Here is a 26,799-nt window from a genome sequence, read left to right on the forward strand (position 1 = left end):
GCGCTCCACTCCGTCGGGTGCGGCGGTGAGGAGCGACCCGCCGTTCTCAGCTGCGTGGTGCGCGGCGTGTGCGGCTGACCCGGGACGGTCAGGCGCGCTTGTCCTCCAACGCTGAGACGCGGTCGGCGATCTTCCCCAGCTTCGCCTCGAACGCAGCCCGCGGGTCGTCGACGACGGAGGCGAGCGCCACCATTGCCGTCACGATCACGTCGCACAGCTCGTCGGCGAGGTCCTGGCGGGTGTGGGAGGCGGGCTTGCGCGGGTTCTGGCCGAGCTCCCCGATGCGGGCCTCGACCGCCTCGCCGAACTCCTCGCCGATCTTCATGACGCGCAGCGTGAGCTCGTGCGGGCCCCGGCCGTTGTTACGGTCCAGCCAGGCCGTCAGCTCGCCGATCGTGGACCACAGGTCTGTCGGGGTGGGATCGGGCATCGGGCTCCTCCTCCATGTCGGCGTCTGACGAGTGTGCTCGTACAGGCGGTGGGCGGCCGCCTCACGGACGGCAGCGTTCGATGGACTCAGAGTGTTGTGCTCGGAGCGCCCGGCGCAATGATCGGCGCCGCTGAGGGGCCCGTGGCGGGCGCGGGCATGCGGGTGCCGTGCGTCCGGCGGGCCCGGGGGTCGCCGCCCTCGGGCCCACCGGGTGACGTACGCCGGTGTGGGGAGCGTGCTGCTAGACGTGGGCGAGCAGCACGGCGGGGTTCTCCACGCAGTCGGCGACGAAGCGCAGGAAGCCGCCCGCGGCGCCGCCGTCGCAGACGCGGTGGTCGAAGGTGAGGGACAGCTGGGTGATCTTGCGGGGCACCACCGCGCCGTCGTGCACCCAGGGGCGGTCGATGACGCGGCCCACGCCCAGGAGCGCCGCCTCAGGGTGGTTGATGATGGGGGTGGAGCCGTCCACGCCGAAGACGCCGTAGTTGTTGAGGGTGAACGTGCCTCCCGTCAGCGCGGACGGGGGCAGGCTGCCGGAGCGGGCCAGCGCGGTCAGGCGGGACAGTTCGGCGGCCAGGCCGGCGGTGGTCATGAGGTGGGCGTCGCGGACCACCGGCACGACGAGGCCGCGTTCGGTCTGGGCGGCGAAGCCCAGGTTGATGTGGCCGTGGCGGACGATCTCGGCCCGGTCGGTGTCGACCGAGGAGTTCAGCTCGGGGAAGCGGAGCAGGCCGGCCACGCAGGCTCGGGCCAGGAGCGCCAGCAGGCCGATGCCGAGGTCCGGGCTGGTCCGGCGGAGGGTGTCGCGGATGGCCAGCAGGTCGGTGGCGTCCGCGTCCACCCAGGTGGTGGCGTCGGGGATCTCGGTGCGGCTGCGGGCCAGCTTGTCGGCCACCGTACGGCGCAGGCCGCGCAGGGGGATGCGCTCGGCCACCGGGGCCCCGGGAGCCGCCGGGGCCGCCGTCCTGTCGGCGGACGGGGTGTCAGGGGTCGCGTCGGGGGTGGCGATGGCGTGTTCGACGTCCCGGCGGAGGATGACGCCGTGCGGCCCGGTGGGGAGGACGGCGGCGAGGTCCACGCCGTGCTCGCGCGCCATCCGCCGGACCAGCGGCGAGATCACGCGCGGCGCGCGCTCCGGCTCGGCCGGGGACGGAGAGGCAGGCTCAGGCCCGGACGCACGCTCCAGCGCGGACGTGGACCCCGATGCCGGTCCCCGTGTGGGTGCGGAGGCCGCAGCGGGGGCGGGGGCTGGGGTGGGTGCGGGGGCCGCAGCGGGGGCGGGGGCTGGGGTGGAGGGGGTGGGGTTGGCGGGGCGGGGGCGGCGGCGGCTCTTGTGGGGGGCGCCGGTGGTGCCGTAGCCGATCAGGACGTTGCCCGATCCCGCGCGTTCCTCCTCCCGGTACCGCGCCGCCGCCGGGTCCTCGCGCCCGCTCCCGACCTCGCCTCCGACGTCGCCTCCGACCGCGCGCCCGGCCTCGCTTCCAACCGCTACTCCGACCGCGCGCCCGGCCTCGCTTCCAACCGCTACTCCGACCGCGTGCACGGGCTCGTCGCCGACCTCGATGAGGGGTTCGCCCACCGCCACGACCGTGCCCGCCTCCGCGTGCAGCCGCAGGACGGTTCCCGCGTACGGCACCGGCACCTCCACCGCCGCCTTGGCGGTCTCCACCTCCACCACGATCTGGTCGATCTCCACCGTGTCCCCCACGGCCACCTTCCACTCGACGATCTCGGCCTCGGTCAGGCCCTCGCCGAGGTCCGGCAGCCGGAACACCTGCCGCGCGGCGGTCGCCGTCATGACGCCTCCCGGGTGAGGTGCAGCAGGTCGGGCTGGTCGTCGAACTGGAGCCGGTCCACCGCGTCGAGGACGCGGTCGACGTCCGGGAGGTGGGAGTGCTCGAGTATCGGCGGCGGGTACGGGATGTCGAACCCGGTGACGCGCAGCACCGGCGCGGCCAGCGAGTGGAAGCACCGCTCCTGCACGCGGGCGGCGATCTCCGCCCCCACCCCGGCGAACCCCTGGGCCTCCTGGATCACCACGCAGCGCCCGGTCCTGCGCACCGAGGCCACCACGGTCTCGTCGTCGAACGGGACGATCGTCCGCAGGTCGACCACCTCCAGCGAGAGGCCGTCCTGGGCCGCGGCCTCGGCGGCCTGGAGCGCCACGGGCACGCTGGGCCCGTAGGCGACGAGCGTCGCGTCGCGGCCCTCGCGGCGGACGGCCGCCCGGCCGAACCCGGCGGCGCGGCGGTCCGCGACGGAGGTCTCCTCCTTGGACCAGTACAGCCGCTTGGGCTCCATGAAGATCACCGGGTCGGGGTCGGCGATGGCGTCGCGCAGCAGCCAGTAGGCGTCGTCGGCCGTCGCGGGCGTCACGACCTTGAGCCCCGGGGTGTGGGCGTAGTACGCCTCGCTGGAGTCGCAGTGGTGCTCGACGCCGCCGATGCCGCCCGCGTACGGGATCCGGATCACCAGCGGCAGGGACAGCCGCCCGCGGGTTCGGTTGCGCAGTTTGGCCACGTGCGAGGCGATCTGCTCGAAGGCCGGGTAGGCGAAGGCGTCGAACTGCATCTCGATCACCGGGCGGAAGCCGCCCATGGCCAGGCCCACGGCCAGGCCCACGATCCCGGCCTCGGCCAGCGGCGTGTCGAAGCAGCGCTCCTCGCCGAACTCCTTGGTGAGCCCGTCGGTGACGCGGAAGACGCCGCCGAGCGGGCCGACGTCCTCGCCGAAGACGAGCACGCGCTCGTCCTCGCGCAGGGCGTCCCGCAGGGCGGCGTTCAACGCCTGGGCCATGGTCATCGTCGCGGTCATGTCAGTCCTCCCGCGCGGTCAGCTCGGACGCCAGCAGGGCCCGCTGCTCGTGCAGCTGGGGCGTCGGCTCGGCGAAGACGTGGTCGAACAGCTCGAAGGGGTCGGCCTCGGGGTCGGCGTTCATCGCCTCGCGCAGGCGCGCGGCGTACTCCTCGGCGGCCTGGTGCGCGGCGGCGACGTCCTCGGCGCCGAGCAGGCCGCGCCCGCGCAGGTACGTCTCCAGCCGGGCCAGCGGGTCGGCCGACTCCCACTGCTCGACCTCCTGGCTCTCGCGGTAGCGGGTGGGGTCGTCGGCGTTGGTGTGGGGGTCCATGCGGTAGGTGTGCGCCTCGACGAGGAACGGGCCGCCGCCGGTCCTGGCGTGCGTCACGGCGGCGCTCAGGACGGACAGCACGGCGACGAGGTCGTTGCCGTCCACCTGCTCGGAGGGGATGCCGTAGCCGATGCCCTTGTAGGCCAGCGCCGGGGCCGCGCTCTGCTTGGCCAGCGGCACGGAGATGGCGTACTTGTTGTTCTGGACGAGGAACACGACGGGGGCGCGCAGCACCGCGGCGTAGTTGAGCGCCTCGTGGAAGTCGCCCTCGCTGGTGCCGCCGTCGCCGATGAAGGCCATGACGACGCCGTCCTCGCCCTTGCGGCGCATGGCCTCGGCCATGCCGACGGCGTGGATCGTCTGGGTGGCCAGCGGCGTGCACTGGGGGGCGACGCGCGTGGCGGCGGGGTCGTAACCGCAGTGCCAGCCGCCGCGCAGCAGCGTGAGCACCTCGACCGGGTCGAGGCCGCGGGAGACGAGCGCGACCGAGTCGCGGTAGGTGGGGAACAGCCAGTCGTCCTCGCGCAGCGCGAGCACGCCGGCGATCTGGCAGGCCTCCTGGCCGCGGCTGGAGGGGTAGACGGCCAGCCGGCCCTGCTTGGTCAGGGCGGTCGCCTGGCGGTCGAAGCGGCGGCCCAGGACCATCCGCCGGTACGCCTCCACCAGGTGCTCCCCGGCGGGCTCGGCGTACCCGGCGGGCGGCTCGACGGCGGTGCCGTCCTCGGCGACGAAGCGCACCGGCTCTGGTGAGGGCAGCAGGCCGTCGACCGTCTGGGGACTCCTCCTCACGGACATGGCGACGCTCACTTTCTCTGGACGTTTGTGAGGGAAAGCGTCCGCTTCCGGGGCCATACGTTCAAGACATCAGGCATGATGAGCGACAAACGGCTTTAAATGGGATTAGTGGAGGGCCAATTGTCAGCCAACGAGGGCGTCGAGGGCGGCTGGCCGGGACGTTCGGCCGCAAACCTGGACGGAGTGGACCGGGCGATCATCGCCGAGCTGCTGCGCGACGGCCGCATGTCGATGCGCACGCTGGCCGAGCGCGTGCACGTCTCGCGCGCCAACGTCTACGCCCGGCTCACCCGGCTGATGGACGACGGCGTGATCACCGGCTTCACCGCCGAGCTGGCGCCGCACCGGGCGGGCCTGGGCACCAGCGCGTACGTGTCGGTGACGATCGAGCAGAACTCCTGGCGCCAGGTCACGGCACGGCTGCGCGAGACGCCGTACGTGGAGCACTTCGCCATGGTCGGCGGCGACTACGACGTCCTGGTGCTGGTCAGGACGCCGGACAACGCCGCGCTGCGGCACGTCGTGCTGGAACGCATCCAGGACATCCCGGGGGTGCGGGCCACCCGGACCTGGCTGGTGTTCGAGGAGGCCCGCGGCCGGGGCGCGGAATGGGGCGCCCACGAGACGTGAGCCCCCACCCCGAGCCTTACCCCGAGCCCTCGTTCAGCGCCCCCGGTCAGCGCTCTCGGTCAGCGCCCTTCGAAGGTCGGCCTGCGCTTGGCGAGGAACGCCTCCACCGCGCCCGCGTGGTCGGTGGTCAGGCCGAGGCGGGCCTGCGCGCGGGCCTCCTCGGCGAGCACCGCCCCGAGGCCCTGCTCCCACCCCTGCGCGATGAGCCGCTTGGACTCGGCGTAGGCCGCCGTCGGCCCGGCCGCCAGCCGGGCGGCGAGCTCGCGTCCCGCCATGCACACCTCGGCCCCCGGCACCACCCGCCCCGACACGCCCCACGCGACCGCCTGCGCGGCCCCGAACGGCTCGCCGAGCAGCACCAGCTCCTTGGCCCTGGACTCGCCGACCGCCCGCGTCAGCGTCGCGGAGAGGCCGGAGTCGCAGGTGAGCCCGATCCCCGTGAACGCCGTGGCCAGCTTGGCGTCCTCGGCCAGGACCCGCAGGTCGCAGGCGAGCGCGAGGGCCAGCCCCGCGCCGACGCAGGCGCCGTTGACGGCTGCGACGACCGGCTTCGGCATCGTGGCCAGCAGCCGGACGACCGGCGCGTAGTCCGCCTCGACGGTGTCGAAGGCGTGGCCGGGGTCGGCGCGCAGGGCCTCGGCGTGCTCGGCGAGGTCCTGGCCGACGCAGAACGCGCGGCCGGCGCCGGTCAGCAGCACGGCCCTGACCGAGTCGTCGGCGGCGACCTCCTCCAGCGCCCGGCGCAGCGCCTGCTTGAGCCCGTCGTCCAGCGCGTTGCGGTGGTCGGGACGGTTGAGCGTCACGACGGCCACGGCGCCCTCGCGTTCGAGCAGGACCGGGGTGTCGTCCACGTCAGCCCTCCGGCCAGGTCTTGGCCACCAGGGTCAGCACGTCGTACGTGGCGACCGGGACGCCGTCCTGGTTGGTCACGGTGGCGTCCCAGCGCACCTCGCCGTAGTCGGCGCCGCTGCGCGGCGTGATCTGCTTGACGGTCAGCGCGACGGCGATGGCGTCGCCGGCCTTGACCGGGGTGAGGAAGCGCAGCCCGTCGACGCCGAAGTTGGCCAGCACCGGGCCGGGCGCCGGGTCCACGAACAGCCCGGCGGCCAGGGACACCACCAGGTAGCCGTGCGCGACGATGCCGCCGAACAGCGGGTTGCGGGCGGCGGCCGCGGGGTCGGTGTGGGCGTAGAAGGTGTCGCCGGTGAACTCGGCGAAGTGCTCGATGTCGGCGAGCGAGACCGTGCGCGGCGCGGAGGCGATCGTGTCGCCCACCCGCAGCTCGGCCAGCGACTTGCGGAAGGGGTGGACGCCGGACTCGGCGCGGGCCGAGCCGGTCGTCCAGCGGCCGGTGATCGCGGTGAGCTGGTCCGGCGAGCCCTGGACGGCGGTGCGCTGCATGTGGTGCAGGACGCCGCGCACGCCGCCCAGCTCCTCGCCGCCGCCGGCCCGCCCGGGGCCGCCGTGGACGAGGACCGGCAGCGGCGAGCCGTGCCCGGTGGACTCCTTGGCGTCGTCGCGGTCGAGGACCAGGACCCGGCCGTGCCAGGGTGCGAGGCCGAGCACGACGGACCGCGCGACCTGCGGGTCGTGGGTGGCGACGGAGGCGACCAGGCTGCCCTTGCCGCGCGCGGCCAGGGCGACCGCCTCCTCGACGCCGTCGTAGGCGAGCACGGTCGCGACCGGCCCGAACGGCTCCACGTCGTGCGGCTCGGCGGCGCCGGGGCGGGCGCGCAGCAGCAGCGGGGTCATGAACGCGCCGCGCTCGGGGTCGCCCTCCAGCAGGGACGCGCCGCGCGGGTCGCCGTGGACGACCTCCGCCCCGGCCCGCAGCGCCTCGACCGCCTTGCGCACCTCCTCGCGCTGGGCCAGGCTGGCCAGCGGGCCCATGCGCACCTCGGGGTTGCGCGGGTCGCCGACGGTGATCGAGGACAGGCGTGCGGCCAGCGCCTCGGTCACCTGGTCCGCCAGGTTCGCCGGCACGAGCACGCGGCGGATGGCCGTGCACTTCTGGCCCGCCTTGACCGTCATCTCGGTGACGACGCCCTTGACGAACAGGTCGAACTCCGGATCGTCCGGGCGCACGTCGGGGCCGAGGATCGAGCAGTTGAGCGAGTCGGCCTCGACGCCGAGGACGACGCCGCCGTCGAGCACGTTCGGGTGGCGGCGCAGGATGCCCGCGGTGTGGGCCGAGCCGGTGAAGGCGACGGAGTCCTGGACGGTCAGCTCGTCGAGCAGCCCGGCAGGGCTGCCGGCCAGGAGCTGGAGCGTCCCCTCCGGCAGGATGCCGGACTCGATGATCTGCCGGACGGCCAGCTCGGTGAGGTAGGCGGTCTGGGCGGCGGGCTTGACGATCGAGGGGAGCCCGGCGAGGAAGGCCGGGGCCAGCTTCTCCAGCATGCCCCAGACGGGGAAGTTGAAGGCGTTGATCTGCACCGCGACGCCCGGCCGCGAGGTGTAGAGGTGCTGGCCGGCGAAGGTGCCGCCCTTGCCCAGGCGCTCCAGGCCGCCGTCGAGGAAGACGGTGTCGTTGGGCAGCTCGCGCACGCCCTTGCTCGCGTAGCTGAACAGGGTGCCGATGCCGCCGTCGACGTCGACCATGGTGTCGCGGGAGGTGGCGCCGGTGCGCGTGGACAGGGCGTACAGGGCGTCCTTGCGCTCGATCAGGTGCTTGGCCAGCGCCTTGAGCAGGGCGGCCCGCTCGTGGAAGGTCAGGGCCCGCAGCGCCGGGCCGCCGGTGTCCCTGGCGTGCCTGACCATGGCGGCGACGTCCAGCCCCCGGCTGGAGATCCGCGCGACCTCCTCGCCCGTCGCGGCGTCGAGCAAGGGTTCCCCGTCGTCCGACGCGCGGAACCATCGTCCGGCGGCGTAGCTCTCCAGCAGCGCGCTCACGCTGTCTCCTCTCTTGCGCGGAAGCCCCGACTCATGCAACCGTATTACTGACCGAGCGATAAGTAAATAAGACCGACGTCTCGGAGGGACGATGACCACCACGCCGGCGGAGCCGGACCTGGAGGAGCGGCTGCAGTCCGCCTTCGACGCGACCATCGCGGGTCACGACCGGATCGAGCCCCGCGACTGGATGCCGGAGGCGTACCGCAGGACGCTCGTCCGCCAGATCGCCCAGCACGCGCACTCCGAGATCATCGGCATGCAGCCGGAGGGCGAGTGGATCGGGCGTGCCCCGTCGCTGCGCCGCAAGGCGATCCTGCTGGCCAAGGTGCAGGACGAAGCCGGGCACGGCCTCTATTTGTACTCCGCGTGCGAGACGTTGGGCGTCTCCCGCGCCGAGCTGACCGAACTCCTTCTGACGGGGAAGCAGAAATACTCCTCGATCTTCAACTACCCGACGCTGTCCTACGCCGACGTCGGCACCATCGGCTGGCTCGTGGACGGCGCCGCGATCTGCAACCAGGTGCCGCTGTGCCGCACCTCCTACGGCCCGTACGGCCGGGCCATGATCCGCATCTGCAAGGAGGAGTCCTTCCACCAGCGGCAGGGCTACGAGCTGCTGATGACGATGATGCGCGGCACCGAGGCCCAGCGGGAGATGGTCCAGGACTCGGTCAACCGGTTCTGGTGGCCCTCCCTCATGATGTTCGGCCCGCCCGACGACCGCTCACCCAACAGCGAACGCTCGATGGCCTGGGGCATCAAGCGCAACTCCAACGACGAGCTGCGCCAGAAGTTCGTCGACATGACGGTCCCGCAGGCCAAGGCGCTCGGCGTCACGCTGCCCGACCCCGGCCTGCGCTGGAACGAGGAGCGCGGGCACCACGACTTCGGGCAGCCGGACTGGTCGGAGCTGGCCGCGGTGATCCGCGGCGACGGGCCGTGCAACGCCCAGCGGATGCGCCACCGCCGCGCCGCCCACGAGGACGGCGCCTGGGTGCGCGAGGCCGCGTCGGCGTTCGCCAGCCGCACGGCGGCCGGGGCGGGCGCCCGATGAGCGCCGACCGGCGGGAATGGCCGCTGTACGAGGTGTTCGTCCGGGTCAAGCGCGGCCTCAACCACGTGCACGTCGGGTCGCTGCACGCCCCCGACGACGCGATGGCCCTGCGGCACGCCCGTGACGTCTACACCCGGCGCAACGAGGGCGTGAGCATCTGGGTCGTGCGCTCCGACGCCATCACGGCCTCCAGCCCGGACGAGAAGGACCCGCTGTTCGCGCCGAGCGGCGACAAGGTCTACCGGCACCCGACGTTCTACGACATCCCGGGCGACGTCCCGCACATGTGAGAGGGGGTCCAGGGTGAGCGATGACCACGAGAGCATCTTCGACGGCCTGACCGGCGGGGACTCCGCGCAGTGGGCGTTCGGCACGGACTTCGAGGACCCGCTGGCGGGCGTGGACACCACCGTGCCCGACGGGGTCGGCCATGCCGAGCTGGCCGCGTACTGCCTCATGCTCGGCGACGACGCGCTGGTCCTGTCGCAGCGGCTCACCGAGTGGTGCAGCCGCGCCCCCGACCTGGAGGAGGACATCGCGCTCGCCAACGTGGCGCTCGACCTGCTCGGGCAGGCGCGGCTGCTGCTGGCGCGGGCGGCCGCGGCCGACCCCGGCGTGGTGCCCGCGCTGCCCGAGGGCTCGCCGGTGCCGCCGGAGGACGCGCTGGCGTTCTTCCGCGACGCCGGGCAGTTCAGGAACGTGTGGCTGGCCGAGGTCGCGAACGGCGACTTCGCGCACGTCGTCGTGCGCCTGCTGCTGTTCTCGACGGCCCGGCTGGCGCTGCTGGAGCGGCTGTCGGCGAGCGCGGACACGGTGCTGGCCGCCGTGGCGGCCAAGGGCGTCAAGGAGGTCGCCTACCACCGGGACTGGGCCGGGCGCTGGTTCCTCACCCTGGCCCAGGGCACCGAGGAGTCGCGCCGCCGGCTCGACGCCGCGCTCGCCGAGCTGTGGCCGCTGCTGGCCGAGCTGGTCACCGCGCATCCCGTCGAGTCGGCGCTCGCCCGCTCGGGCGTCGCCGTCGAGGCCGCCGCGCTGCGCGCCGACGTGGACGCCGTGCTCGGCCAGGTGCTGACGGTGAGCGACGTCCCCCGCCCGGCCCTGGAGGAGCGGCCGGACGAGGACAGGCCGGGCAGCGGCCGGGACGGCGTGCACACCCCGGCGCTGGCCGGCCTGCTCGCCGACATGCAGTCCGTCGCCCGCGCCCACCCGGCAGGCCGCTGGTGACCGCCGCCGGGCACACCGGCCCCCCGCCCGGGGACGCCCGCGAGCGCGCCGCCCGGGTCGCCGAGCGGGTGCGGGATCCGGAGATGCCGATGCTCACCCTGGCCGACCTCGGCGTGCTGCGCGGCGTCGAGCTGCGGCCGGACCCGGACGGCGAGGTCGTGGTCGCCTCGATCACCCCGACCTACACCGGCTGCCCGGCCATGGCGACCATGCGCGACGACCTCGTCCACGGGCTGCGGGAGGCGGGTTTCCCGCGGGTCGAGGTGCGGGTCGTGCTCGATCCGCCGTGGTCGAGCGACTGGATCTCCGAGCGCGGCCGGGCCGCGCTGCGGGAGGCCGGGCTGTCGGCGCCCGGACCGGCCCGGCGGGCGTCCGGGCCGGTGCCGCTGACGCTCGGCCCGGCCAGGCCCGCCCCGGCCTGCCCGCGCTGCGGCTCCCGGGCCACCCGGCTGACCTCCGAGTTCGGCGCCACCGCCTGCAAGGCCCTCTACGCCTGCGCCGACTGCCTGGAACCGTTCGAGCATGTCAAGGAGATATGAGATGACCACGCTCGCGCCCGCGCCGGCCCGGGCGCACGCCGCCTTCCACGAGCTGACGGTGGCGGCGGTCGACCACCTGTGCGAGGACGCCGCCGCGATCACCTTCGCCGTGCCCGGCGAGCTGCGCGAGGCGTACGCCTTCCGCGCGGGCCAGTCGCTCACCCTGCGCCGCTTCGTGGACGGGCGGGAGGAGCGGCGGTCGTACTCGATCTGCGCCCCGGCCGGGGACGCGCCGCGCATCGGCGTCCGGGAGATCCCGGACGGGCTGTTCTCCTCCTGGCTGGTCCGCGACGTGCGGCCGGGCACGCGGATCGAGGTGCAGACCCCCACCGGCTCCTGGCAGGCCGACCCCGGCGCGGGCGAGCGGCACCTGTGCGTGGCCGCCGGGTCGGGCATCACCCCCATGATGTCGGTCGCCTCGACGGTGCTCACCCACCCCGGCGCGCGGGTGTCGCTGCTGTACGGCAACCGCAGCAGCCGCACCGTGATGTTCGCCGAGGAGCTCGGCGACCTGAAGAACCGGTACGGCCCCCGCTTCCAGCTCGTCCACGTGCTCTCCCGGGAGCCGCGCGACGTCGAGCTGTTCTCCGGCCGGCTGGACGGCGACCGGCTGCGGCGGCTGTTCACCGAGCTGGTGCCGATCGAGACGTTCGACCACGTCTGGCTGTGCGGGCCGCTGCGCATGGTCGAGGACGCCCGCCAGGTTCTGGCCGAGCTCGGCGTCCCGGCCGCGAAGGTGCACGTCGAGCTCTTCTACGTCGACGCTCCCCCGCCGGTGCCGAGGCGGCCCGAGGGCGTGCCGGCGGGCGCGACGACCGTGCTGACGACGGTGCTCGACGGAAGGCGCACGACCGCCACCGTCTCGCGCGAGTCCACCCTGCTCGACGGCGCCCAGCAGACCCGCTCGGACCTGCCGTTCGCCTGCAAGGGCGGCGTCTGCGGCACCTGCCGGGCGGTGGTCCGCGAGGGCGCGGCGGACATGCGCCGCAACTACGCGCTCGAACCGGCCGAGGTGGAGGCCGGTTTCGTGCTCACCTGCCAGACGTTCCCGGCCGGCGACCGTGTCACCGTGGACTACGACGCCTGACCCCGACGCAGAGGAGTTATCCGTGACGAAAGCCCGCGCTCCCCAGGCAGCTCCCCGGGCGGAGCGCCCATGACCCTCATCGTCGAGGAGGGCGCCGACCGGGTGGTGTGGCGGCTCAACCGGCCGCAGGTGCGCAACGCCATCGACCGGGAGCTGGTCGCCGCGCTGCACGAGGCGTGCGCCGCCGTCGAGGACGAGCCGCGCGTCGTGCTGCTCACCGGCGAGGGCACGACCTTCGCCGCCGGGGCGGACATCGCCCAGCTCCGCGACCGGGACCGGGGCGACGCGCTGCGGGGCATCAACTCCAGGATCTTCGACCGCATCCACCGGCTGCCGATGCCGACCATCGCCCTCGTGGACGGTTACGCCCTGGGCGGCGGGGCCGAGCTGGCCTACGCCTGCGACTTCCGGATCGGCACGCCGCGCACCAGGATCGGCAACCCGGAGACCGACCTCGGCATCCTGGCCGCCGCCGGGGCCGCCTGGCGGCTTGCCGAGCTGGTCGGGGAGCCGCTGGCCAAGGAGATCCTGCTGGCCGGCCGGGTGCTGACGGCCGAGGAGGCGCGGGCGGTGCACCTGCTCAACGACGTCGTGGAGCCGCAGGACCTGCTCGCCGCCGGTCACCGGCTCGCCGACCGCATCGCGGCGCGGGCGCCGCTGGCCACCCGGCTGACCAAGGCCGTCTTCCACGCCCCGCGCGCCGCGCACCCGTTCGTGGACGACCTGGCCCAGGCCGTCCTGTTCGAGACCGAGGAGAAGCACGCGCGCATGACGGCGTTCCTCGACCGGCGGAAGGAGCCGCGCTCATGACCTACCCGCTGACGTTGCCGCACGTCGTCGGCGTCTTCGGCGGCGGGCGGATGGGGTCGGGCATCGCGCACGCCTTCCTCGCCGCCGGCAGCCGGGTCGTCGTCGTGGAGAGCGACCCGCCGGCCGCCGCCCAGGCCCTGGAACGGGTGACCGGCAGCCTGGCCAAGGCCGAGGAGAAGGGCAGGCTGGGCAGCCCGCTCAAGGACGTCCTGGCCCGGCTGCGCACGACGGCCGACCCGGCCGAGCTGGCCCCGTGCGAGCTGGTCGTGGAGGCGGTGCCGGAGGACGCGGCGCTCAAGGCCCGGGTGTTCGCCCTGGTCGAGCGGCAGGCGCCGGGCGCGTTGCTGGCCACGAACACCAGCAGCCTGTCGATCGGCGGGCTCGCGGCCGGCCTGGCCGCGCCGGAGCGCTTCATCGGGCTGCACTTCTTCAACCCCGTCCCGGTCAGCGACCTCATCGAGGTCGTCGTCGGCCCGCGGACGGACCCCGAGCTGGTCGAGCGGGCCCAGGAGTGGACGCGGGCGCTCGGCAGGACGCCGGTCACGGTGGCCGACTCGCCGGGCTTCGCCAGCAGCCGGCTCGGCGTCTGCCTGGCCCTGGAGGCGATGCGGATGCTGGAGGAGGGCGTGGCGAGCGCGGCCGACATCGACACGGCCATGACCCTCGGCTACCGCCACCCGACGGGCCCGCTGCGCACCACCGACGTGGTGGGCCTGGACGTGCGGCTCGCGATCGCCGAGCACCTGGCCCGCGAGCTCGGCCCCCGGTTCGAGCCGCCGCGGATCCTGCGCGACCTGGTGGCCGCCGGGCATCTCGGCCGCAAGACGGGCCAGGGCTTCTACACCTGGTGAGCCCCCGGCGCGTGCCGGGCCAGGCCGTCGAAGGCGATCGCGGTGACGGCGTCGGCGACCATCGCCCGGTCGTAGGCGCCGTCCGGGCGGTACCACTCCACCAGCGAGTTGACCATGCCGAACAGCAGCCGGCTGACCAGCGCGGGCGGCACGTCGTCGCGCAGCGCGCCCTCGGCGACGGCGTCGGCGACCAGCGCGGCGAGGCGGTCGTCGAGCCAGCGGCGGCGTTCGAGGGCGGCCAGCTCGACCGGGCTGTTGCCGCGCACCCGCAGCAGGAGCGTGACGCTCGGCTGGTGGGCGACCAGCACCTCGACGCTGCGCCGCACGACCTCGCGCAGGCGTTCGTAGGCCGTGCGGCCGGCGGCGTCGCGGGTGGCGGCGGTCACGGCGGCCGTGAGCTCGTCGAGGGCGTCGTCGAGGGCCTGGCCGAGCAGTTGCTCCTTGCCCGTGACGTGGTGGTAGATGGCCGGCTTGGTCAGGCCGAGCTCCTTGGCCAGGTCTCCCATGCTGGTGGCGTCGTAACCCCTGCGGTTGAACAGCGCCACCGCGGCGCGCAGGATCGCGGCCTGGTCGTAGCCGGGTCGGCCGCGCCCGCGGCGCGGGGCGGGCCCGGCGGGCTCGGTCGTCGTCACGAAAGCCAGCATCTCACGGCAGATCAGACCTCTTCCCCGAGGCGGTCACACCCCCGGGACGCCGGGACGCTCCCGGGGTACAGTCGGGACGATCTTCTCCTACCCTCCGAGGAGTGAGCCCCGTGACGTTGCCCGCCGACAGCCATGTGCACAGCGAATGGTCCTGGGACGCCCCGAAGGGCGACATGGAGCGTTCCTGCGCGCGGGCGGTGGAGCTCGGCCTGCCCGCCATCGCCTTCACCGAGCACGTCGACCACACCGTCTGGACGGTCGACCCCGGCGCCCTCGACGGCCACGACCACCTGCTCGCGCTGACGACGCCGGACGGGCGCCTGGCTCCCCCGGCCTTCGACGCCGCCGGCTACCTGGAGGCGGTCGAGCGGTGCCGCGGGCGTTTCCCTGAGCTGCGCATCCTGAGCGGCCTGGAGGTGGGCGAGCCCCACCGGCACGCCGGGGACGTCGCCCGCGTGCTCGCCGCCGGCCGGTTCGACCGGGTGCTCGGCTCCCTGCACTGCCTGCCCGCCGGCGACGGGTTCTGCGAGCCGCCCGGCCTGTTCGCCCGCGGCGCCGCCGCCCAGGTGGTCCGGGACTACCTGGCCGAGATCCCCGAGCTGGTCGCGGGCAGCGACGTGTTCTCCGTGCTGGCCCACGTCGACTACCCGGTGCGCTACTGGCCGCGGGCGGCCGGGCCGTTCGACCCGGCCGACTTCGAGGAGGAGTTCCGGCACGCGCTGCGGGTGACCGCAGGGTCGGGCCGGGCGCTGGAGATCAACACGGTCCTGCCGCTGCACGCGACGCTGCTCGGGTGGTGGCGGGAGGAGGGCGGGCAGGCCGTGACGTTCGGCAGCGACGCCCACGAGCCGTCCGTCGTGGCGCGCCGGTTCCGGGAGGCGGCGGAGCTGGCCCGGGCGCACGGCTTCCGCCCGGGCCGGGACCCGTACGACTTCTGGGGCCGTACGGGCTGACCCCCGTCGTCCGGTCTCCTCAGCGGTCCACCAGGCGGGCACGGAGCAGGGCCAGGTCGCCTGGTGGCAGGCCGCCGGCCAGCAGGTACGCCTGCGCGCCGCCGTGCCGGTCGTCCAGGTGGGCCAGGGCGGCCAGCATGGTGTCCGCGGTGACCTCGGCGAACAGGCGCAGTGCCCTGGCCCGTCCCGAGTCGCCGTCCAGGGCGGCCAGGTGGTCGTCGAGGCGCAGGCAGACCGCCGTCATGGCGTAGTCGGCGGCGATCTCCTCCCGGGAGACGCCGGCCAGCGAGAGGGCCAGCGCGACCGCCAGCCCGGTTCTGTCCTTGCCGGAGTGGCAGTGCAGCAGGACGCCCCCGTCCGGCGCGTGCGCGATGGCCGACAGGACGGCGGCGAAGCGGGCGGCGCCCCGGTCGAGGATCACCCGGTAGATGCCGGGCAGGGTCTCGTCCAGCGCCTCCAGCACGGTGTCCTCGTCCCGCAGCACGGGCAGGTGGCGGCGGCCCGGCACGTCGGGACCGGGGTCGGCCAGGCACTCGGCGGCCAGCCGGAGGTCGGCGACGAGCCGGATCCCGTGCGCCCGCAGCGCCGGGACGGCCGTGCTCCTCGGACGGTCGCCGCGCACCAGCGCGCCCCACCGGATCCGCCCGCCGTCCTGCGTCGGCAAGCCGCCGAGGTCGCGCACGTTCTCGCAGCCCGGCCAGCTCAGCACCCGTCCGCCCGGCGAGGGCACCGGGGGCCTCACGCGAGGTCCCGCAGGTTGCTGGTCCAGGCGTCGATGGTGGCCTGCCACTCCTTCGGGTCCTCCGGCCGTCCCGGCACGCCGGGCCTGGTCTGCCAGGGCAGCGGCCCGGACTCCGGCCGGTACTCCACCCCGATCGCCGCCAGCCGCGGCAGGTGGCCCGCCAGCCGCGCGCGGAAGTCCTCCAGGTCGCGGCCGGGCGGCCCCCAGACGGTCTCGGCGAAGGCCGCCAGCCGGGGGAAGACCATGTAGTCGACCCGCCGGTTGGAGTCGATCAGCTCCGTCCAGACCCCGCACTGCGCGCCGAGGACCCGGGCCGCCGCCGGGTCGTCGCGCAGCTGCGCGGGCACGGGCTCGAAGGCGTAGACGTCCTCCAGCGCCAGCACGGTCCCGAACGGCACCGGCTCGTCCTCCCCCGGCCCCTGGCGGTAGTCGAAGTAGACCTGGGTGTTGGAGCAGTTGATGACGTCGTGGCCGCGCCGGGCGGCGGCCACCGCCCCGAGGTCGCCGCGCCAGGACGCCACCACCGCCCCGGGCGCCAGCCCGCCCTCCAGGATCTCGTCCCAGCCGACCAGGCGGCGTCCGCGGGCGGTGAGGAAGTCGTCGAACTGGTGGATGAACCAGCTCTGCAGCTCCTCCTCGTCCCGCAGGCCCAGCTCCCTGATCCGGCGCTGGGCCGACGGGCTCTCCCGCCACTGCTCCTTGCGGCACTCGTCGCCGCCCACGCACACGTACGGGCTGGGGAACAGCTCCAGCACCTCGTCGAGCACGTTCTTGAAGAAGTCGATGGTGGCGTCCTCGGCGTTGAGCACGTTCCTGCCGATGCCCCAGGTCGTGCGGACCTCCAGCGGCGTGCCGAGGTTGCCCAGCTCGGGGTGGGCGGCGATGGCGGCCTGGGTGTGGCCGGGCAGGTCGATCTCCGGCACGACGGTGACGTGCCTGGCTGCGGCGTAGGCGACGATCTCCCTGAGGTCGTCCTGGGTGTAGTAGCCGCCGTGGGGGCGGCCGTCCATGGCGCCGTTCCAGCCGGTCTGGCTCTCCCGCCGCCACGCGCCGACCTCGGTCAGGCGCGGGTAACGCCTGATCTCGACGCGCCAGCCCTGGTCGTCGGTCAGGTGCAGGTGCAGGACGTTGAGCTTGTGCAGGGCCATCAGGTCGATGAACCGCAGCAGGTCATGCTTGGTCATGAAATGCCGGGCGACGTCGAGGAGGCAGCCGCGCCAGCCGAAGCGCGGCTCGTCCTCGATGTGCACGCCCGGCGCGACCAGGGGCTCGGCGGCCGGCGACCGGCGGTAGGCGGCGGCGGGCAGGAGCTGGCGGAAGGTCTGCGCGCCGTAGAAGGCGCCGGCCGGGCCGCCCGCGTCGATGGCGACGCCGTCGTCGCCCACGCTCAGCCGGTACGCCTCCGGGCCGAGGCCGTCGGCCAGCCCGAGGGTGATCGTCCCCGGGCCCGGCGTGCCGGGCAGCAGCTCACCTCCGGTGACCTGGCTGAGCTCGGCGCGCAGCCAGGCGGCCACCCCGGCGAGCGCCGGGTCGGCGGTGAGCGCCGTGCGCCCGTCGAGGACGAACCTCCCGCGCCTGGTCCCGTGGCTGACGGGCCTGGGAACGATCTTCAAGTGCATCTCCTCACTGGCAGGTGACGGTGGCGTCGGCGAAGTCGGCGTGGTCGGAGGTGGCGTTGTCCCCGCCGTTGGTCGCGACCAGCCGGACGAACCGGGCGCCCGCGACGGACGCCGTGACCTTCCTGGCGGGCATGGCGCCGGTCAGCACGCCGGAGTGCGCGACCCGGCCGCCGTCGGCCCACACCTCGAAGTCGGCCGATCCGGCCTGGCCGACCTCGTCGTCGATGCCGGCCTGGAACTCGACCGTCGTGCACCGGCCGGCGGTGTGGAACTCGATGTCGGCGGGGGCGTGCGTGCCCAGGCCCTTGGCGTACCGGACGCCCTCGACGGTGATCGGGCGGCCGTCGCCGGCGGCCCGCTCGCCGTTGCTGGTGTCCTTCTCGACCGGGCCGAAGTAGTTGACAGCCCTGGTCCAGGCCAGGTCGCTCAGGTAGGTGCGGCCCGAGCCCGGCGCCCTGGCCACGATGACGACCGCGACGGCGCGCCGGTCGCCCTGGGTGAAGGCGACCTCGTAGGCGCCGGGCGCGGCGTCGGCGGGCGGGGTGACCGTCCAGGTCACGGTGAACGTCTCGGCGGCGCCGAGCCGGGCGGTCCTGGCCGGCGTGCGGGCCTCGGCGCGCCAGCCGCCCGGCGCGGCCGCCCTGACCTCGACGTCCCGCAGCGGGGCGGTGGCCCCGGTGTTGGTGACGCGGGTGACCAGCTCGCCGGGCATGCCGGGCTCCAGCACCGACGGCCGGTCCTCGCCGAGGAAGCGCGGCGGGTCGGCCTCGAACGTCACCAGCGGCGGCGCCTGCTCCCGGCTCTGCGAGACCCGGTAGAGCACCGCAGCGTGCGCCGGGACCTGCGCCGACAGCACGTCCTTCGTCGAGCTGACCGCGCCGGACCACAGCTCCTCGACCCGGTGGCGGGAGCCCGCGCCGAGCCGGGTGGAGATCACCGCCGCCCGGTCGCTCTCGTTGAACAGCGCGATCGCCCGGTCGCCGCCGTCCAGGGGCTTGGCCAGGACGTGGTACCAGCCGTCGGAGGAGACGAGCCGGCCGTGCGCGCCCAGCCGGTCCTGGTCCACCGCGATCACCTTGGGGTTGGCGACGACGGCCGCCGGCGCCTTGGCCGGGTCGGCCTGCAGGACGAGCGGCGCGGCCCCCATGGCCCACAGCGTGAACTGGGCGCGGTACTCGGTCTCGGTCATCCCGCCGCGCCCGGCCTGGATCAGGTCGGGGTCGGCCCAGCTGCCCGGCCCGGCGTACTCGGCTCTGAGCTGGTTGGTCTCCCAGACGTCGACCATGCTGGGGTAGCTGTCGGGGATGGGCTTGTTGTAGACGTTCGTCCGCCAGGTGGTGGCGCCGGCGTCCTTGCCCCACAGCCAGGGCACGGTGCTGCCGTCCTCGTTGTTCATGGCGAACACCACGCCGTCGCCGAGGGCCTGGCGCATGCGCGGGTAGAGGGTCTGGGCGATCTGCTGCACGTTCTGGCCGGGGAAGTCGGCCGTCGGGACGTTGCACCAGTCGTACTTGACGTAGTCGGCGCCCCAGGCCCTGAGCTGGGCGGCGTCGGCGGCCTCCTGCTTGTAGGAGCCGGGGCCGCCGCCGGTGCACGCCTTGGCGCCGGCCGACACGCTCAGGCCGAGCTTGAGCCCCTTGGCGTGCAGTTCGTCGGCCAGCGCCTTGACGCCGCCGGGGAAGCGGGCCGGGTCGGGGGCCAGGGCGCCGCCGCTGCGCTGGGCGGCCAGCCAGCAGTCGTCGAGGACGACGTACCGGTAGCCGAGCGGCGCGAGCGGGGCGAGGGCGCCGGCGGCCTGGCGGACGGCCGCCTCGGAGACCGAGCAGCCCAGGGAGCGGCTGCTCCAGCCCATCGGCGGCGCCGCGACGGTCGCAGCCGTCGCGGCCGTCGCCGCGGAACCGGGTAAGGGCGCGAAGGGCAGGGTGAGGAGGGCCGCCGCGGCGGCGGCCGTGATCGTGCGCATGGGGATCCCGTCAGGCTGGGTGGAGGCTCGGGTCGCCCGGCTCGACGACGAACGAGCCGGAGGTGTAGGCGGGCGCGTACGGCTCGGTCACCCGGGACAGCGAGCGGAAGTCGACCTTCATCTCCTGCTGGGTGAGCTTGGCGCGGACGTAGCCGCGGCGGCCGTTGAAGAACTTCACGTGCGGGTTCTCGGCGAGCAGGGTCTGGGTGTTGGGGTACTCGTCGAGGCCGTTGCCGGCGCTGGTGACCGACGTGGTGACCAGCTCGACCGCGACGGACTTCGACTCGGGGTCCTGGAAGTCGCGCTTGACCTCCCCGGCCCAGTGGGAGTGCACGTCGCCGGTGAGGACGACCGCGTTGCGCCGGTGGTCGTCGATGGCGGCGGTCAGCCGGTTGCGGGAGGCGACGTAGCCGTCCCAGCCCTCGTTGGAGTAGCCCTTGCCCTCGCCGTTGGTCCAGTCCATCTCCATGAGGAAGACCTGCTGGCCGAGCAGGTCCCAGGTGGCCTGGGAACCCTTGAGCTGCCCGTCGAGCCAGGACTCCTGTTCGCCGCCGAGCATCGTGCGGTTGGGGGCCAGCCGCTCGGCGCAGTCGGCGCCGACCGTGCCGCTCTTGCCGGTGCAGGCGTACAGGTCGCGATACTGGCGGGTGTCGAGCATGTGCAGGTTGGCGACCGCGCCCCAGCGGATCGTGCGGTAGAGCCGCAGGGCCGGGCCGTCGGGGCGCTGGGCGCGGCGCAGCGGCATGTTCTCGTAGTACGCCTGGAAGGCCGCGGCCCGGCGGGCGAGGAAGGGCGGGTCGGGCTGCTCGGGCACGTCGCCCGCCCAGGCGTTCTCGATGTCGTGGTCGTCCCACACGACCACCCAGGGGGCGATGGCGTGGGCCAGCCGCGACTCGGGGTCGGCCTTGTGCTGGGCGTGCCGCAGCCGGTATCCGGCCAGGTCGAGGCATTCGCCGCCGGCCTGGTCGCGGACGGGGTACTTGTAGTCGCCGTACTCGTAGATGTAGTCGCCGAGGAAGGCGATGAGGTCGGGGTGGTCCTCGGCCATCCGGCGGTAGGGGGTGAACCAGCCGGTCTGGTAGTCGGCGCAGGAGGTGAAGGACAGGTTCAGGGGGCGGGAGCGGGCGCCGGGGGCGGGGGCGGTCAGGGTGCGGCCGGTCTCGCTGATCTCGCCCTCGGCGCGGAAGCGGTAGAAGTACTCCGCGCCCGGGCGCAGGCCGTCCAGCTCGACGTGCACGCTGTGGGCCGACTCGCGGCGGGCCTGCTCGACGCCCTGGCGCACGACGTGGCGGAAGTTCTCGTCGGAGGCGAGCTGCCAGTGCACCGGCACGACGCGGTCCGGCATGCCGCCGAGCCCGTCGAGCGCGACCGGGTCCATGGCGAGCCGGGTCCAGAGGACGACGCCGTCCGGCGTGGGCTCGCCGGAGGCGACGCCCAGCTGGAACGGGTCGGACAGGGGGGCACGCCGGGCCGCCGCGCGCACGGGTGAGGCACCCAGTGCGGCGGCGAGGCCCAGGCTCGCGCCCCCGGCGAACAACGATCGCCGGGTGATCAATGGAGCTCCTACTTGATGGAGGCGTTGCCGGCGGCCACGGCCTGGTCGGCGGCCTGCTGGGGGGTGAGCTTGCCGAGGTACATCTCGTTGAGGATCTGGTTGAGCTTGTTCTCGAAGCCGGTGAAGCCGGTGGTGACCGGCAGCGGGAAGGTCTGGCCCTCCGACTCCTCCTGGAACGGCGAGACGTCGAGCTTCTTGGACTTCCAGTAGTCGACGTAGCCCTGCGACAGCCCGTTGAGCGCGGGGAAGACGTAGCCGCCGTCGGCCATCATCTTCTGCGGCTCCTCGGTGCCGAGCCAGGTGGCCAGCTTCATCGCCTCGGCCGGGTGGGCGCTCTTGGCCGAGACGGCCTCGGACAGGCCGTTGAGGTTCACCGAACGGCCCTGCGGGCCCTCGGGCATGGCGGCGACGCCGATCTCGAAGTTGGCCTCCGGCGCGACGAACGGCAGCAGCGCGTTGTTCGCCGGGAACATGGCGACCTTCCCGGCCTTGAACATGTCGGTGACCTTGCCGGTGGGCGGGTTGGTCTGGGTGGCCGGCGGCGAGACGTGGTGCTTGTTGACCAGGTCCACGCCGAACTGCAGCCCCTGGACGGAGGCGGCGTCGTTGAAGGTGTAGCTGCCGAAGGGCTTGTCCAGCAGCTTGCCGCCGTTGGAGCTGACCCAGTTCATCCACTGCGTCTGGTAGTGGTTCCAGGAGGCGAAGCCGTACGTGGTGACCTTGGCGGGGTCGAAGCCGGCGTCGCCGGGATGCTTGCCGGCCTCGTCCACGGTGAGCTTGCGGGCCGTGTCGAGCAGGGTGCCCGAGCCGTCGGCCGCCCAGGTGAGCTTGTCCGGCATGGTGACGCCGGCCTTGGCGAACAGGTCCTTGTTGTAGAGCAGGCCGACGATCCCCCAGTCCTTCGGCACGCCGTACAGCTTGCCCTGGTAGGTGAACGAGCCGACCACGGTCTGGTGGTACTTGGAGCCGTCCACCTGGACGGGCGCCAGCACGCCCTTGGTGACGAACTCGGGGAACTGGGTGGGGCTCATCCAGAAGACGTCCGGCGCGGTCCCGGCGACGGCGTCGGCGGTGAGCTTGGTCCAGTACTGGTCGTAGGGCAGCAGTTCTATCTTGACGTCGATGCCCGGGTTGGCCTTCTCGAAGGCGGCCATCACCTTCTCGTAGCCGACCTTCTGCTGGTCGTCCCAGAGCCGGTAGGTGAGCGTGACCTTGCCGGAGTCTCCGGAGCCCGACCCGCAGCCGGACAGGATGAGCGTGGCGGCGCAGAGCAGCGCCCCGGCCCAGCGAATCGGGGGGGATTGCAACATTCGCTGACCTCTTGTTCGTGTGCTACTTGAGGCCGGTGAGGACCACCGACCGGACGATGTGCCTTTGGAAGAAGACGAAGACGGCCACCATCGGCACGAGCGCGATCAGCCCGCCGGCCATCATCAGGTTGTAGTCGACGCCGATGCCGACCTTGAGGGTGGCGAGCGCCACCGTCATCACCCTGGTCTCGTCGCCGCTGGTGATGATCAGCGGCCAGATGAAGCTGTTCCACGACGAGATCACGGTGATGATCGTCAGGGTGCCGAGCGCCGGGCGGCACAGCGGCAGCAGGATGCGCAGCAGGACGGTCATCGCCCCGGCCCCGTCGATCCGGGCGGCCTCCTCCAGCCCGGCGGGCAGGGACTTGAAGAACTGGCGCATCAGGAAGATGCCGTACGGGGTGCCCAGCACGTACGGGATGAGCAGGCCGTACCAGGTGTTGACCAGGCCGAGCTCGCGCATGATGAGGAACAGGGGGATCATCGTGACCGCGCCCGGCACCATCATGGTGGCGACGTACAGCCAGAACAGGGCCTCCCTGCCCCGGAAGCGGAGCCGCGCGAAGGCGTAGGCGGCGAAGGTGGTGAAGACGAGCTGCCCGAGGGTGAGCACGACGGTCATCAGCAGCGTGTTGAGCACGTACCGGGGGAAGTCGCCGCTCAGCAGGCGGGTCAGGTTGGCGGTGGTCGGCGGCAGGCCGGGCAGCCACGGCTCGGTGGAGCTGAGCTGCGACTGCGTCTTGAAGGCGGTCAGCACGACCAGCAGGTACGGGAAGACGGAGACGAACGCGCCGGCCGCGAGCACGACGTGGAGCAGGGTGCGCTTGATCATGGGGGGCCTCAGCTCAGGTCGTAGGTGGTGCGCTTGCCGAAGAACCTGACCTGCGCCAGCGTCACCAGCAGGATGACCCCGAACAGCAGCATCGACAGGGTCGAGGCGTAGCCGAAGTCGAACTGCTTGAACGCCGTCTCGTAGATGCGGAAGTTGAGCACTTCGGTGCTCTGGCTGGGGCCGCCGTTGGTCATGACGTAGACGGTGTCGAACACCTGGAAGGCGCCGATGAGGTTGGTCACCATGACGAAGAACATCGTGGGGTTGAGCAGCGGCAGCGTGATGCGCCAGAACCGCTGGGCGGGGGTGGCGCCGTCGGTGGCGGCGGCGTCGTACAGCTCCTTGGGGATGCCCTGGAGGCCGGCCAGGAAGAACAGCATGGTGTAGCCGGTGTGCTGCCAGACGTTGACCAGCGCGATCGCGGGCAGCGCCCAGGCGGGGTCGGACAGCCAGTCGGGGCCGGTGACGCCGGCCAGGCCGAGCAGGCTGTTGAGCGCGCCGTCGCGCGGGTCGAAGATCCAGTTCCACACCAGGCCGAGGACGATCGGGGTGGCCATCCACGGGATCAGGTACAACGAGCGGTACAGCCGCAGGCCCTTGACCCTGCGGTCCAGCAGCAGCGCCAGCACCAGGGCCAGCACGGTCTGCAGCGGGATGCACAGGACGACGTACAGGAGGGTGACGCCCAGGGCGTGCCAGGTCTCGCCGTCGGCGGCCAGCCGGCGGTAGTTGTCCAGCCCGGCGAACGCGGGCTCCGACAGCAGCTCCCAGTCGAAGAAGCTGAGCACCAGGACGATGACGACCGGCAGCAGCAGGAACGCCACGACCCCGAACAGGCTGGGCCCGACGAACAGGTAGGCGTGCCAGTCGCGGGCCCGCCTGCGCGGCGGCCGCCGCGGGGCCGTCTCGGCGGCGGCCCGGACGGTCTCGGTGATCACGACGGGTCCGTGGCGGTGGGGACCAGCAGGCGGCGGGTGGTCTCCAGCCCCCAGTCGTCGAGGGCGGCGATCGGGTCGCTGGAGCCGCGCAGGCCGCCGGTGCCCTCGATGTGCGCCGCCCACTCCTGCCGGGCCTCCACCTCGGGCCGCACGATGAGGCAGTCGGGGTCGTTGACCCACCAGCGGGCGTGCAGGAACTCGCGGGCCGCGCCGGTCAGCCGGGCGCCGAGCTGGGAGGGCTGGCTGATGTCGCCCGACCGGGGGTGCAGGGTGGGCGCGATGTCGGGGCTGACCCGCATGATGTCGACCAGGCCGATGCTGGGCAGCATGGGCGCGCCGCAGCCGTGCAGGGTGGCCTCGGGGCCCGCGCCGCGCCGTACGAGCTCCAGCCCGCGCCGGTAGGCGGCGATCGGGTCGAGGTGCTCGTGGCGGCGGCCTTCCAGGGCGCCGGCGTAGAGGTAGTCGAGCTTGAAGTGCGTGACGCCCATGGCGGCGAAGGCGGCGAACACGCCGACCAGGTGCTCGGCCGCGCCGGGGTGGGTGACGTCGAGGACGGCCAGGTCCTGGTTCCACATGCGGCCCGCGTACGCGCCGTCCACCAGCCAGTCGGGGTGCTCGTGGAACAGGCGGCTGTCGTGGCCGACCAGGAAGGGGGCGGTCCAGATGCCGGCGCGGCGGCCGGAGCCGGTGACGGCGTCCAGGGCGCGGGCGAGGGAGCCGAAGCCGGGCCTGGGGTCCAGCCAGTCGCCGATGCCGGCCTCGTAGCCGTCGTCGAGGAGGAACATGTCGGCGGTCAGGCCGTGCCGGTCGGCCAGCGCCAGGTTCTCCAGGACGTCGGCGTCGGTGACCTTGTCCCAGTAGCCGTACCAGGTGCACCACATGGGCGGGACGGCGGGGAACGTCCTGGGCTCTGCCATGCCGTCGGCCCAGGTGCGCAGGGCCCGGCCGAGGTCGCCCTCGGCGCGGTGGTGGCGTACCGGGCCGTCGGCGGAGATCACCAGGCGGTCGCCCTCCCGGCGGGCCCGGACGGAGGGCACCTGGAGCGGTCCGGGCGCGCTCCACAGCTCGACCGCGCCGTCGCCGGTCTCGACGGCCAGCAGCCCCTCGCCCTGGAAGACGCCGTCGGGGACGGGCGTCCCGGGCCGGTAGCAGAGGATCTGGATGGTCTGGTCGGCGGGTCTGGGCGGAACGTCCCCGAGGCCGTAGGCGCCGGTGGGGCTCCACGACTGCCAGCCGTGCTCGAACACCCGGGTCCGGGCCTGGTCGCACCTGATCTCGCCGACGTCAACGAATGACATCAGACCTCATCTCTCTCAACTTACGAAGGAGCGCTTCATTAGTAGCACCGTCGGTTTCGGAGGGTCAACGCCCAATTTGGAGGGGTTCGTGGGTGGTGCGCCGCCGAGCGGGGCCCTGGCATAATCTCTGCTTACAGAGGAGACCTACGTTAAGGACGGCGATGGCGGATCTACGCGGCGGCGACCTGTCACGGCTGCGACAGCTCAACTCGCTGACCGCCATCCGGGCCTTGCGCCGGGCCGGCCCGCTCACCCTGTCGGCGCTGGCCGAGCGCACGGGGCTGTCGCGGCCGTCCATGAAGGAGGTCGCCGGCGAGCTGATGGAGCTGGGCTGGGTGGAGGAGGTGCCGCCGAGCCCCGGCTCGATGGGCCGGCCGGCCCGCCGCTACCGCTTCCGCGCCGACAGCGGCTACCTGGTCGGCGTCGACGTGGGCGGCCACAACATCCGCGCCGCCCTGTCCGACCTCGACGGCGAGATCCTGGCCGAGACCCGCCAGCCGGTGCTGCCGGACGCGCCGCTGGAGGAGCGCCTGGCCGCCATCGAGCGGGCCGTCTCCGGCTGCCTGTCGCTCGGCCGCGTCGCGGTCTCCGACCTGTGGACGATCGCCGTCGGCACCATCGGCATCATCGACATCGAGGGGCGGGTCATCTACTCGGCCGCCGTCCCGTCCTGGCGCGACCTCGACCTGGCGGGCCGGCTGCGGGAGATGTTCCCCTGCCAGGTGCTGATCGAGAACGACAGCCGCCTGGCCGCCATGGCCGAGACCCGGCGCGGCGTCGCCCAGGGCGCCAAGGACGTGGTGTTCCTGCACGTCGGCAGGCGCATGGGCGCCGGGCTGATCATCGGCGGCCGGGTCCACCGGGGGTTCGGGGCGGCGGCCGGGGAGATCTCCATGCTGCCCGAGGCCCGCTGGTTCGACGCGCCCGAGCACCTCAACTCGTGCGCGGCCGTCCCCGAGGGCACGCCGCCGGAGGACGCGGCGGGCTTCACGCTGGCCGCCGCCAGGAACGGCGACCCGGTGGCGCTGGAGGCGGTCGGGCGCTATCTCGACGATCTGGCCGTGGGCGCGGCCGCCATGGTGCTCGTCCTCGATCCGCAGGTCGTGGTGCTGGGCGGCGGGTTCTCCAGGTCGGCCGACGTGCTGCTCGGGCCGCTGCGCGAACGGCTGGAGCGGCGGTGCATGCGCATGCCGGAGGTGCGGGCGTCCACGCTGGGCGACGAGTGCGTGGTGGCGGGCGCGATCGACTACGCCGTCGACCACCTCGACGAGCAGCTGTTCACCCCCGAGAGCGGCCCGCTGCCCCTCACCCGCTGATTCCAGGTTTTCTGCAATCGGTTGTTGCAGAAATAGCGACGTCACCAGGCACAACGCTCGAAGCGTTTGCAGTTTTACCTGGACGTATTGACCTTTCCTCGGCACGAAGCCACTGTTACTGCAACCGGTTGGCAAGGCTCGCGCGGCACCCCCCTTCCACTCCTCCACCGAAACGGAGCTGGACGTG

The 26,799-nt window shown here is 73.5% G+C and carries 25 protein-coding genes; 10 read left to right on the top strand and 15 right to left on the bottom strand.

All coding sequences use genetic code 11. The annotated features are described in order from the left end of the window. Positions 1 to 88 precede the first annotated feature (88 nt). The 4 genes from ACIBQ8_RS01695 to pdhA all read right to left on the bottom strand — a co-directional run bounded on the left by ACIBQ8_RS01695 (position 89) and on the right by pdhA (position 4,346). Positions 89 to 430 carry a MazG-like family protein gene (locus ACIBQ8_RS01695; RefSeq protein WP_397190694.1) on the bottom strand — a complete coding sequence of 114 codons (342 nt, stop codon included), beginning with the start codon at positions 428 to 430 and terminating at the stop codon, positions 89 to 91. A 241-nt stretch (positions 431 to 671) separates the two neighbouring features. Next, a complete protein-coding gene (locus ACIBQ8_RS01700; protein WP_397190696.1) occupies positions 672 to 2,228 on the bottom strand; it encodes a dihydrolipoamide acetyltransferase family protein in 1,557 nt (518 codons plus the stop codon). After that, positions 2,225 to 3,244, bottom strand: coding sequence for an alpha-ketoacid dehydrogenase subunit beta (locus ACIBQ8_RS01705; RefSeq protein ID WP_397168174.1), 1,020 nt, complete (start codon positions 3,242 to 3,244; stop codon positions 2,225 to 2,227). Before ACIBQ8_RS01705 ends, ACIBQ8_RS01700 begins: the two co-directional genes overlap by 4 nt. A gap of 1 nt (position 3,245) precedes the next feature. Further along, positions 3,246 to 4,346 (bottom strand): pyruvate dehydrogenase (acetyl-transferring) E1 component subunit alpha, encoded by a 1,101-nt coding sequence (gene pdhA, locus ACIBQ8_RS01710; protein ID WP_397190697.1) that lies wholly within the window; start codon positions 4,344 to 4,346, stop codon positions 3,246 to 3,248. A gap of 126 nt (positions 4,347 to 4,472) precedes the next feature. Between pdhA and ACIBQ8_RS01715 the strand changes: the two genes are divergently transcribed. Then, the gene (locus ACIBQ8_RS01715) at positions 4,473 to 4,982 is read left to right on the top strand and encodes an Lrp/AsnC family transcriptional regulator (RefSeq protein ID WP_397168176.1); all 510 of its coding nucleotides are present in this window, start codon (positions 4,473 to 4,475) and stop codon (positions 4,980 to 4,982) included. A 59-nt stretch (positions 4,983 to 5,041) separates the two neighbouring features. Here ACIBQ8_RS01715 and ACIBQ8_RS01720 read toward each other — a convergent pair whose 3' ends face one another. After that, on the bottom strand, positions 5,042 to 5,833 hold the full coding sequence (locus ACIBQ8_RS01720) for an enoyl-CoA hydratase/isomerase family protein (RefSeq protein ID WP_397190698.1): 792 nt from the start codon (positions 5,831 to 5,833) through the stop codon (positions 5,042 to 5,044). A gap of 1 nt (position 5,834) precedes the next feature. After that, positions 5,835 to 7,874 (bottom strand): phenylacetic acid degradation bifunctional protein PaaZ, encoded by a 2,040-nt coding sequence (paaZ, locus tag ACIBQ8_RS01725; protein WP_397190699.1) that lies wholly within the window; start codon positions 7,872 to 7,874, stop codon positions 5,835 to 5,837. A 91-nt stretch (positions 7,875 to 7,965) separates the two neighbouring features. Here paaZ and paaA point away from each other — a divergent pair, with 91 nt between their 5' ends. The 7 genes from paaA (at position 7,966) to ACIBQ8_RS01760 (ending at position 13,442) form a co-directional block, all read left to right on the top strand. Then, positions 7,966 to 8,931, top strand: a complete 966-nt coding sequence (gene paaA / locus ACIBQ8_RS01730) for a 1,2-phenylacetyl-CoA epoxidase subunit PaaA (protein ID WP_397190700.1) — start codon at positions 7,966 to 7,968, stop codon at positions 8,929 to 8,931. Then, complete coding sequence (gene paaB, locus ACIBQ8_RS01735) at positions 8,928 to 9,221, top strand: 1,2-phenylacetyl-CoA epoxidase subunit PaaB (RefSeq protein ID WP_352324188.1); 294 nt, start codon at positions 8,928 to 8,930, stop codon at positions 9,219 to 9,221. The genes paaA and paaB overlap by 4 nt, the downstream gene beginning before the upstream one ends. Positions 9,222 to 9,234: 13 nt before the next feature. Next, a complete protein-coding gene (gene paaC, locus ACIBQ8_RS01740; protein WP_397190701.1) occupies positions 9,235 to 10,155 on the top strand; it encodes a 1,2-phenylacetyl-CoA epoxidase subunit PaaC in 921 nt (306 codons plus the stop codon). Next, positions 10,152 to 10,694, top strand: a complete 543-nt coding sequence (gene paaD / locus ACIBQ8_RS01745; RefSeq protein ID WP_397190702.1) for a 1,2-phenylacetyl-CoA epoxidase subunit PaaD — start codon at positions 10,152 to 10,154, stop codon at positions 10,692 to 10,694. Before paaC ends, paaD begins: the two co-directional genes overlap by 4 nt. A gap of 1 nt (position 10,695) precedes the next feature. Next, positions 10,696 to 11,781 carry a 1,2-phenylacetyl-CoA epoxidase subunit PaaE gene (gene paaE / locus ACIBQ8_RS01750; protein ID WP_397168183.1) on the top strand — a complete coding sequence of 362 codons (1,086 nt, stop codon included), beginning with the start codon at positions 10,696 to 10,698 and terminating at the stop codon, positions 11,779 to 11,781. A 69-nt stretch (positions 11,782 to 11,850) separates the two neighbouring features. Continuing rightward, positions 11,851 to 12,591, top strand: coding sequence for an enoyl-CoA hydratase/isomerase family protein (locus ACIBQ8_RS01755; RefSeq protein WP_397168184.1), 741 nt, complete (start codon positions 11,851 to 11,853; stop codon positions 12,589 to 12,591). Continuing rightward, on the top strand, positions 12,588 to 13,442 hold the full coding sequence (locus ACIBQ8_RS01760; protein WP_397190703.1) for a 3-hydroxyacyl-CoA dehydrogenase family protein: 855 nt from the start codon (positions 12,588 to 12,590) through the stop codon (positions 13,440 to 13,442). The genes ACIBQ8_RS01755 and ACIBQ8_RS01760 overlap by 4 nt, the downstream gene beginning before the upstream one ends. On the opposite strand, the gene ACIBQ8_RS01765 is transcribed toward ACIBQ8_RS01760, so the two are convergent. Further along, positions 13,430 to 14,074: a TetR/AcrR family transcriptional regulator gene (locus ACIBQ8_RS01765; RefSeq protein ID WP_397168186.1), complete on the bottom strand. Its 645-nt coding sequence runs from the start codon at positions 14,072 to 14,074 to the stop codon at positions 13,430 to 13,432. The two genes, ACIBQ8_RS01760 and ACIBQ8_RS01765, sit on opposite strands and share 13 nt — an antisense overlap. A gap of 122 nt (positions 14,075 to 14,196) precedes the next feature. Here ACIBQ8_RS01765 and ACIBQ8_RS01770 point away from each other — a divergent pair, with 122 nt between their 5' ends. Continuing rightward, positions 14,197 to 15,039, top strand: coding sequence for a PHP domain-containing protein (locus tag ACIBQ8_RS01770; RefSeq protein ID WP_397190704.1), 843 nt, complete (start codon positions 14,197 to 14,199; stop codon positions 15,037 to 15,039). A 19-nt stretch (positions 15,040 to 15,058) separates the two neighbouring features. Here the strand turns inward: ACIBQ8_RS01770 and ACIBQ8_RS01775 are convergent, their stop codons facing one another. Genes ACIBQ8_RS01775 through ACIBQ8_RS01810 form a run of 8 tightly spaced genes read right to left on the bottom strand, consistent with a single transcriptional unit; the run spans position 15,059 to position 25,296 of the window. Further along, positions 15,059 to 15,781 (bottom strand): tyrosine-protein phosphatase, encoded by a 723-nt coding sequence (locus ACIBQ8_RS01775; RefSeq protein ID WP_397168189.1) that lies wholly within the window; start codon positions 15,779 to 15,781, stop codon positions 15,059 to 15,061. Continuing rightward, positions 15,778 to 17,400: a beta-N-acetylhexosaminidase gene (locus ACIBQ8_RS01780; RefSeq protein WP_397168190.1), complete on the bottom strand. Its 1,623-nt coding sequence runs from the start codon at positions 17,398 to 17,400 to the stop codon at positions 15,778 to 15,780. The genes ACIBQ8_RS01775 and ACIBQ8_RS01780 overlap by 4 nt, the downstream gene beginning before the upstream one ends. 4 nt (positions 17,401 to 17,404) lie before the next feature. Further along, positions 17,405 to 19,363, bottom strand: coding sequence for an NPCBM/NEW2 domain-containing protein (locus ACIBQ8_RS01785; protein WP_397190705.1), 1,959 nt, complete (start codon positions 19,361 to 19,363; stop codon positions 17,405 to 17,407). A 10-nt stretch (positions 19,364 to 19,373) separates the two neighbouring features. After that, a complete protein-coding gene (locus ACIBQ8_RS01790; protein ID WP_397168193.1) occupies positions 19,374 to 20,918 on the bottom strand; it encodes an alkaline phosphatase D family protein in 1,545 nt (514 codons plus the stop codon). Between the two features lie 8 nt (positions 20,919 to 20,926). Continuing rightward, complete coding sequence (locus tag ACIBQ8_RS01795; RefSeq protein WP_397190706.1) at positions 20,927 to 22,228, bottom strand: ABC transporter substrate-binding protein; 1,302 nt, start codon at positions 22,226 to 22,228, stop codon at positions 20,927 to 20,929. Between the two features lie 22 nt (positions 22,229 to 22,250). Then, the gene (locus ACIBQ8_RS01800) at positions 22,251 to 23,060 is read right to left on the bottom strand and encodes a carbohydrate ABC transporter permease (protein ID WP_352353992.1); all 810 of its coding nucleotides are present in this window, start codon (positions 23,058 to 23,060) and stop codon (positions 22,251 to 22,253) included. Between the two features lie 8 nt (positions 23,061 to 23,068). Next, positions 23,069 to 23,998 (bottom strand): carbohydrate ABC transporter permease, encoded by a 930-nt coding sequence (locus ACIBQ8_RS01805; RefSeq protein WP_397190707.1) that lies wholly within the window; start codon positions 23,996 to 23,998, stop codon positions 23,069 to 23,071. After that, positions 23,995 to 25,296 (bottom strand): glycoside hydrolase family 36 protein, encoded by a 1,302-nt coding sequence (locus ACIBQ8_RS01810; protein ID WP_397190708.1) that lies wholly within the window; start codon positions 25,294 to 25,296, stop codon positions 23,995 to 23,997. The genes ACIBQ8_RS01805 and ACIBQ8_RS01810 overlap by 4 nt, the downstream gene beginning before the upstream one ends. Before the next feature lie 161 nt (positions 25,297 to 25,457). Between ACIBQ8_RS01810 and ACIBQ8_RS01815 the strand changes: the two genes are divergently transcribed. Next, positions 25,458 to 26,612, top strand: coding sequence for an ROK family protein (locus ACIBQ8_RS01815; RefSeq protein ID WP_397168198.1), 1,155 nt, complete (start codon positions 25,458 to 25,460; stop codon positions 26,610 to 26,612). The last annotated feature ends 187 nt before the right edge of the window (positions 26,613 to 26,799 follow it).

Origin of the sequence: Nonomuraea sp. NPDC049646 (assembly GCF_044465525.1) — a bacterium.
GTDB lineage: Bacteria > Actinomycetota > Actinomycetes > Streptosporangiales > Streptosporangiaceae > Nonomuraea.

What these genes read in the sequence shown, in the direction of transcription:
- ACIBQ8_RS01695 (WP_397190694.1), bottom strand. Translation starts at nt 430, where the DNA reads ATGCCCGATCCCACCCCGACAGACCTGTGGTCCACGATCGGCGAGCTG.
- ACIBQ8_RS01700 (WP_397190696.1), bottom strand. Translation starts at nt 2,228, where the DNA reads ATGACGGCGACCGCCGCGCGGCAGGTGTTCCGGCTGCCGGACCTCGGC.
- ACIBQ8_RS01705 (WP_397168174.1), bottom strand. Translation starts at nt 3,244, where the DNA reads ATGACCGCGACGATGACCATGGCCCAGGCGTTGAACGCCGCCCTGCGG.
- paaA (WP_397190700.1), top strand. Translation starts at nt 7,966, where the DNA reads ATGACCACCACGCCGGCGGAGCCGGACCTGGAGGAGCGGCTGCAGTCC.
- paaB (WP_352324188.1), top strand. Translation starts at nt 8,928, where the DNA reads ATGAGCGCCGACCGGCGGGAATGGCCGCTGTACGAGGTGTTCGTCCGG.
- paaE (WP_397168183.1), top strand. Translation starts at nt 10,696, where the DNA reads ATGACCACGCTCGCGCCCGCGCCGGCCCGGGCGCACGCCGCCTTCCAC.
- ACIBQ8_RS01755 (WP_397168184.1), top strand. Translation starts at nt 11,851, where the DNA reads ATGACCCTCATCGTCGAGGAGGGCGCCGACCGGGTGGTGTGGCGGCTC.
- ACIBQ8_RS01760 (WP_397190703.1), top strand. Translation starts at nt 12,588, where the DNA reads ATGACCTACCCGCTGACGTTGCCGCACGTCGTCGGCGTCTTCGGCGGC.
- ACIBQ8_RS01780 (WP_397168190.1), bottom strand. Translation starts at nt 17,400, where the DNA reads ATGCACTTGAAGATCGTTCCCAGGCCCGTCAGCCACGGGACCAGGCGC.
- ACIBQ8_RS01785 (WP_397190705.1), bottom strand. Translation starts at nt 19,363, where the DNA reads ATGCGCACGATCACGGCCGCCGCCGCGGCGGCCCTCCTCACCCTGCCC.
- ACIBQ8_RS01795 (WP_397190706.1), bottom strand. Translation starts at nt 22,228, where the DNA reads ATGTTGCAATCCCCCCCGATTCGCTGGGCCGGGGCGCTGCTCTGCGCC.
- ACIBQ8_RS01800 (WP_352353992.1), bottom strand. Translation starts at nt 23,060, where the DNA reads ATGATCAAGCGCACCCTGCTCCACGTCGTGCTCGCGGCCGGCGCGTTC.
- ACIBQ8_RS01810 (WP_397190708.1), bottom strand. Translation starts at nt 25,296, where the DNA reads ATGTCATTCGTTGACGTCGGCGAGATCAGGTGCGACCAGGCCCGGACC.
- ACIBQ8_RS01815 (WP_397168198.1), top strand. Translation starts at nt 25,458, where the DNA reads ATGGCGGATCTACGCGGCGGCGACCTGTCACGGCTGCGACAGCTCAAC.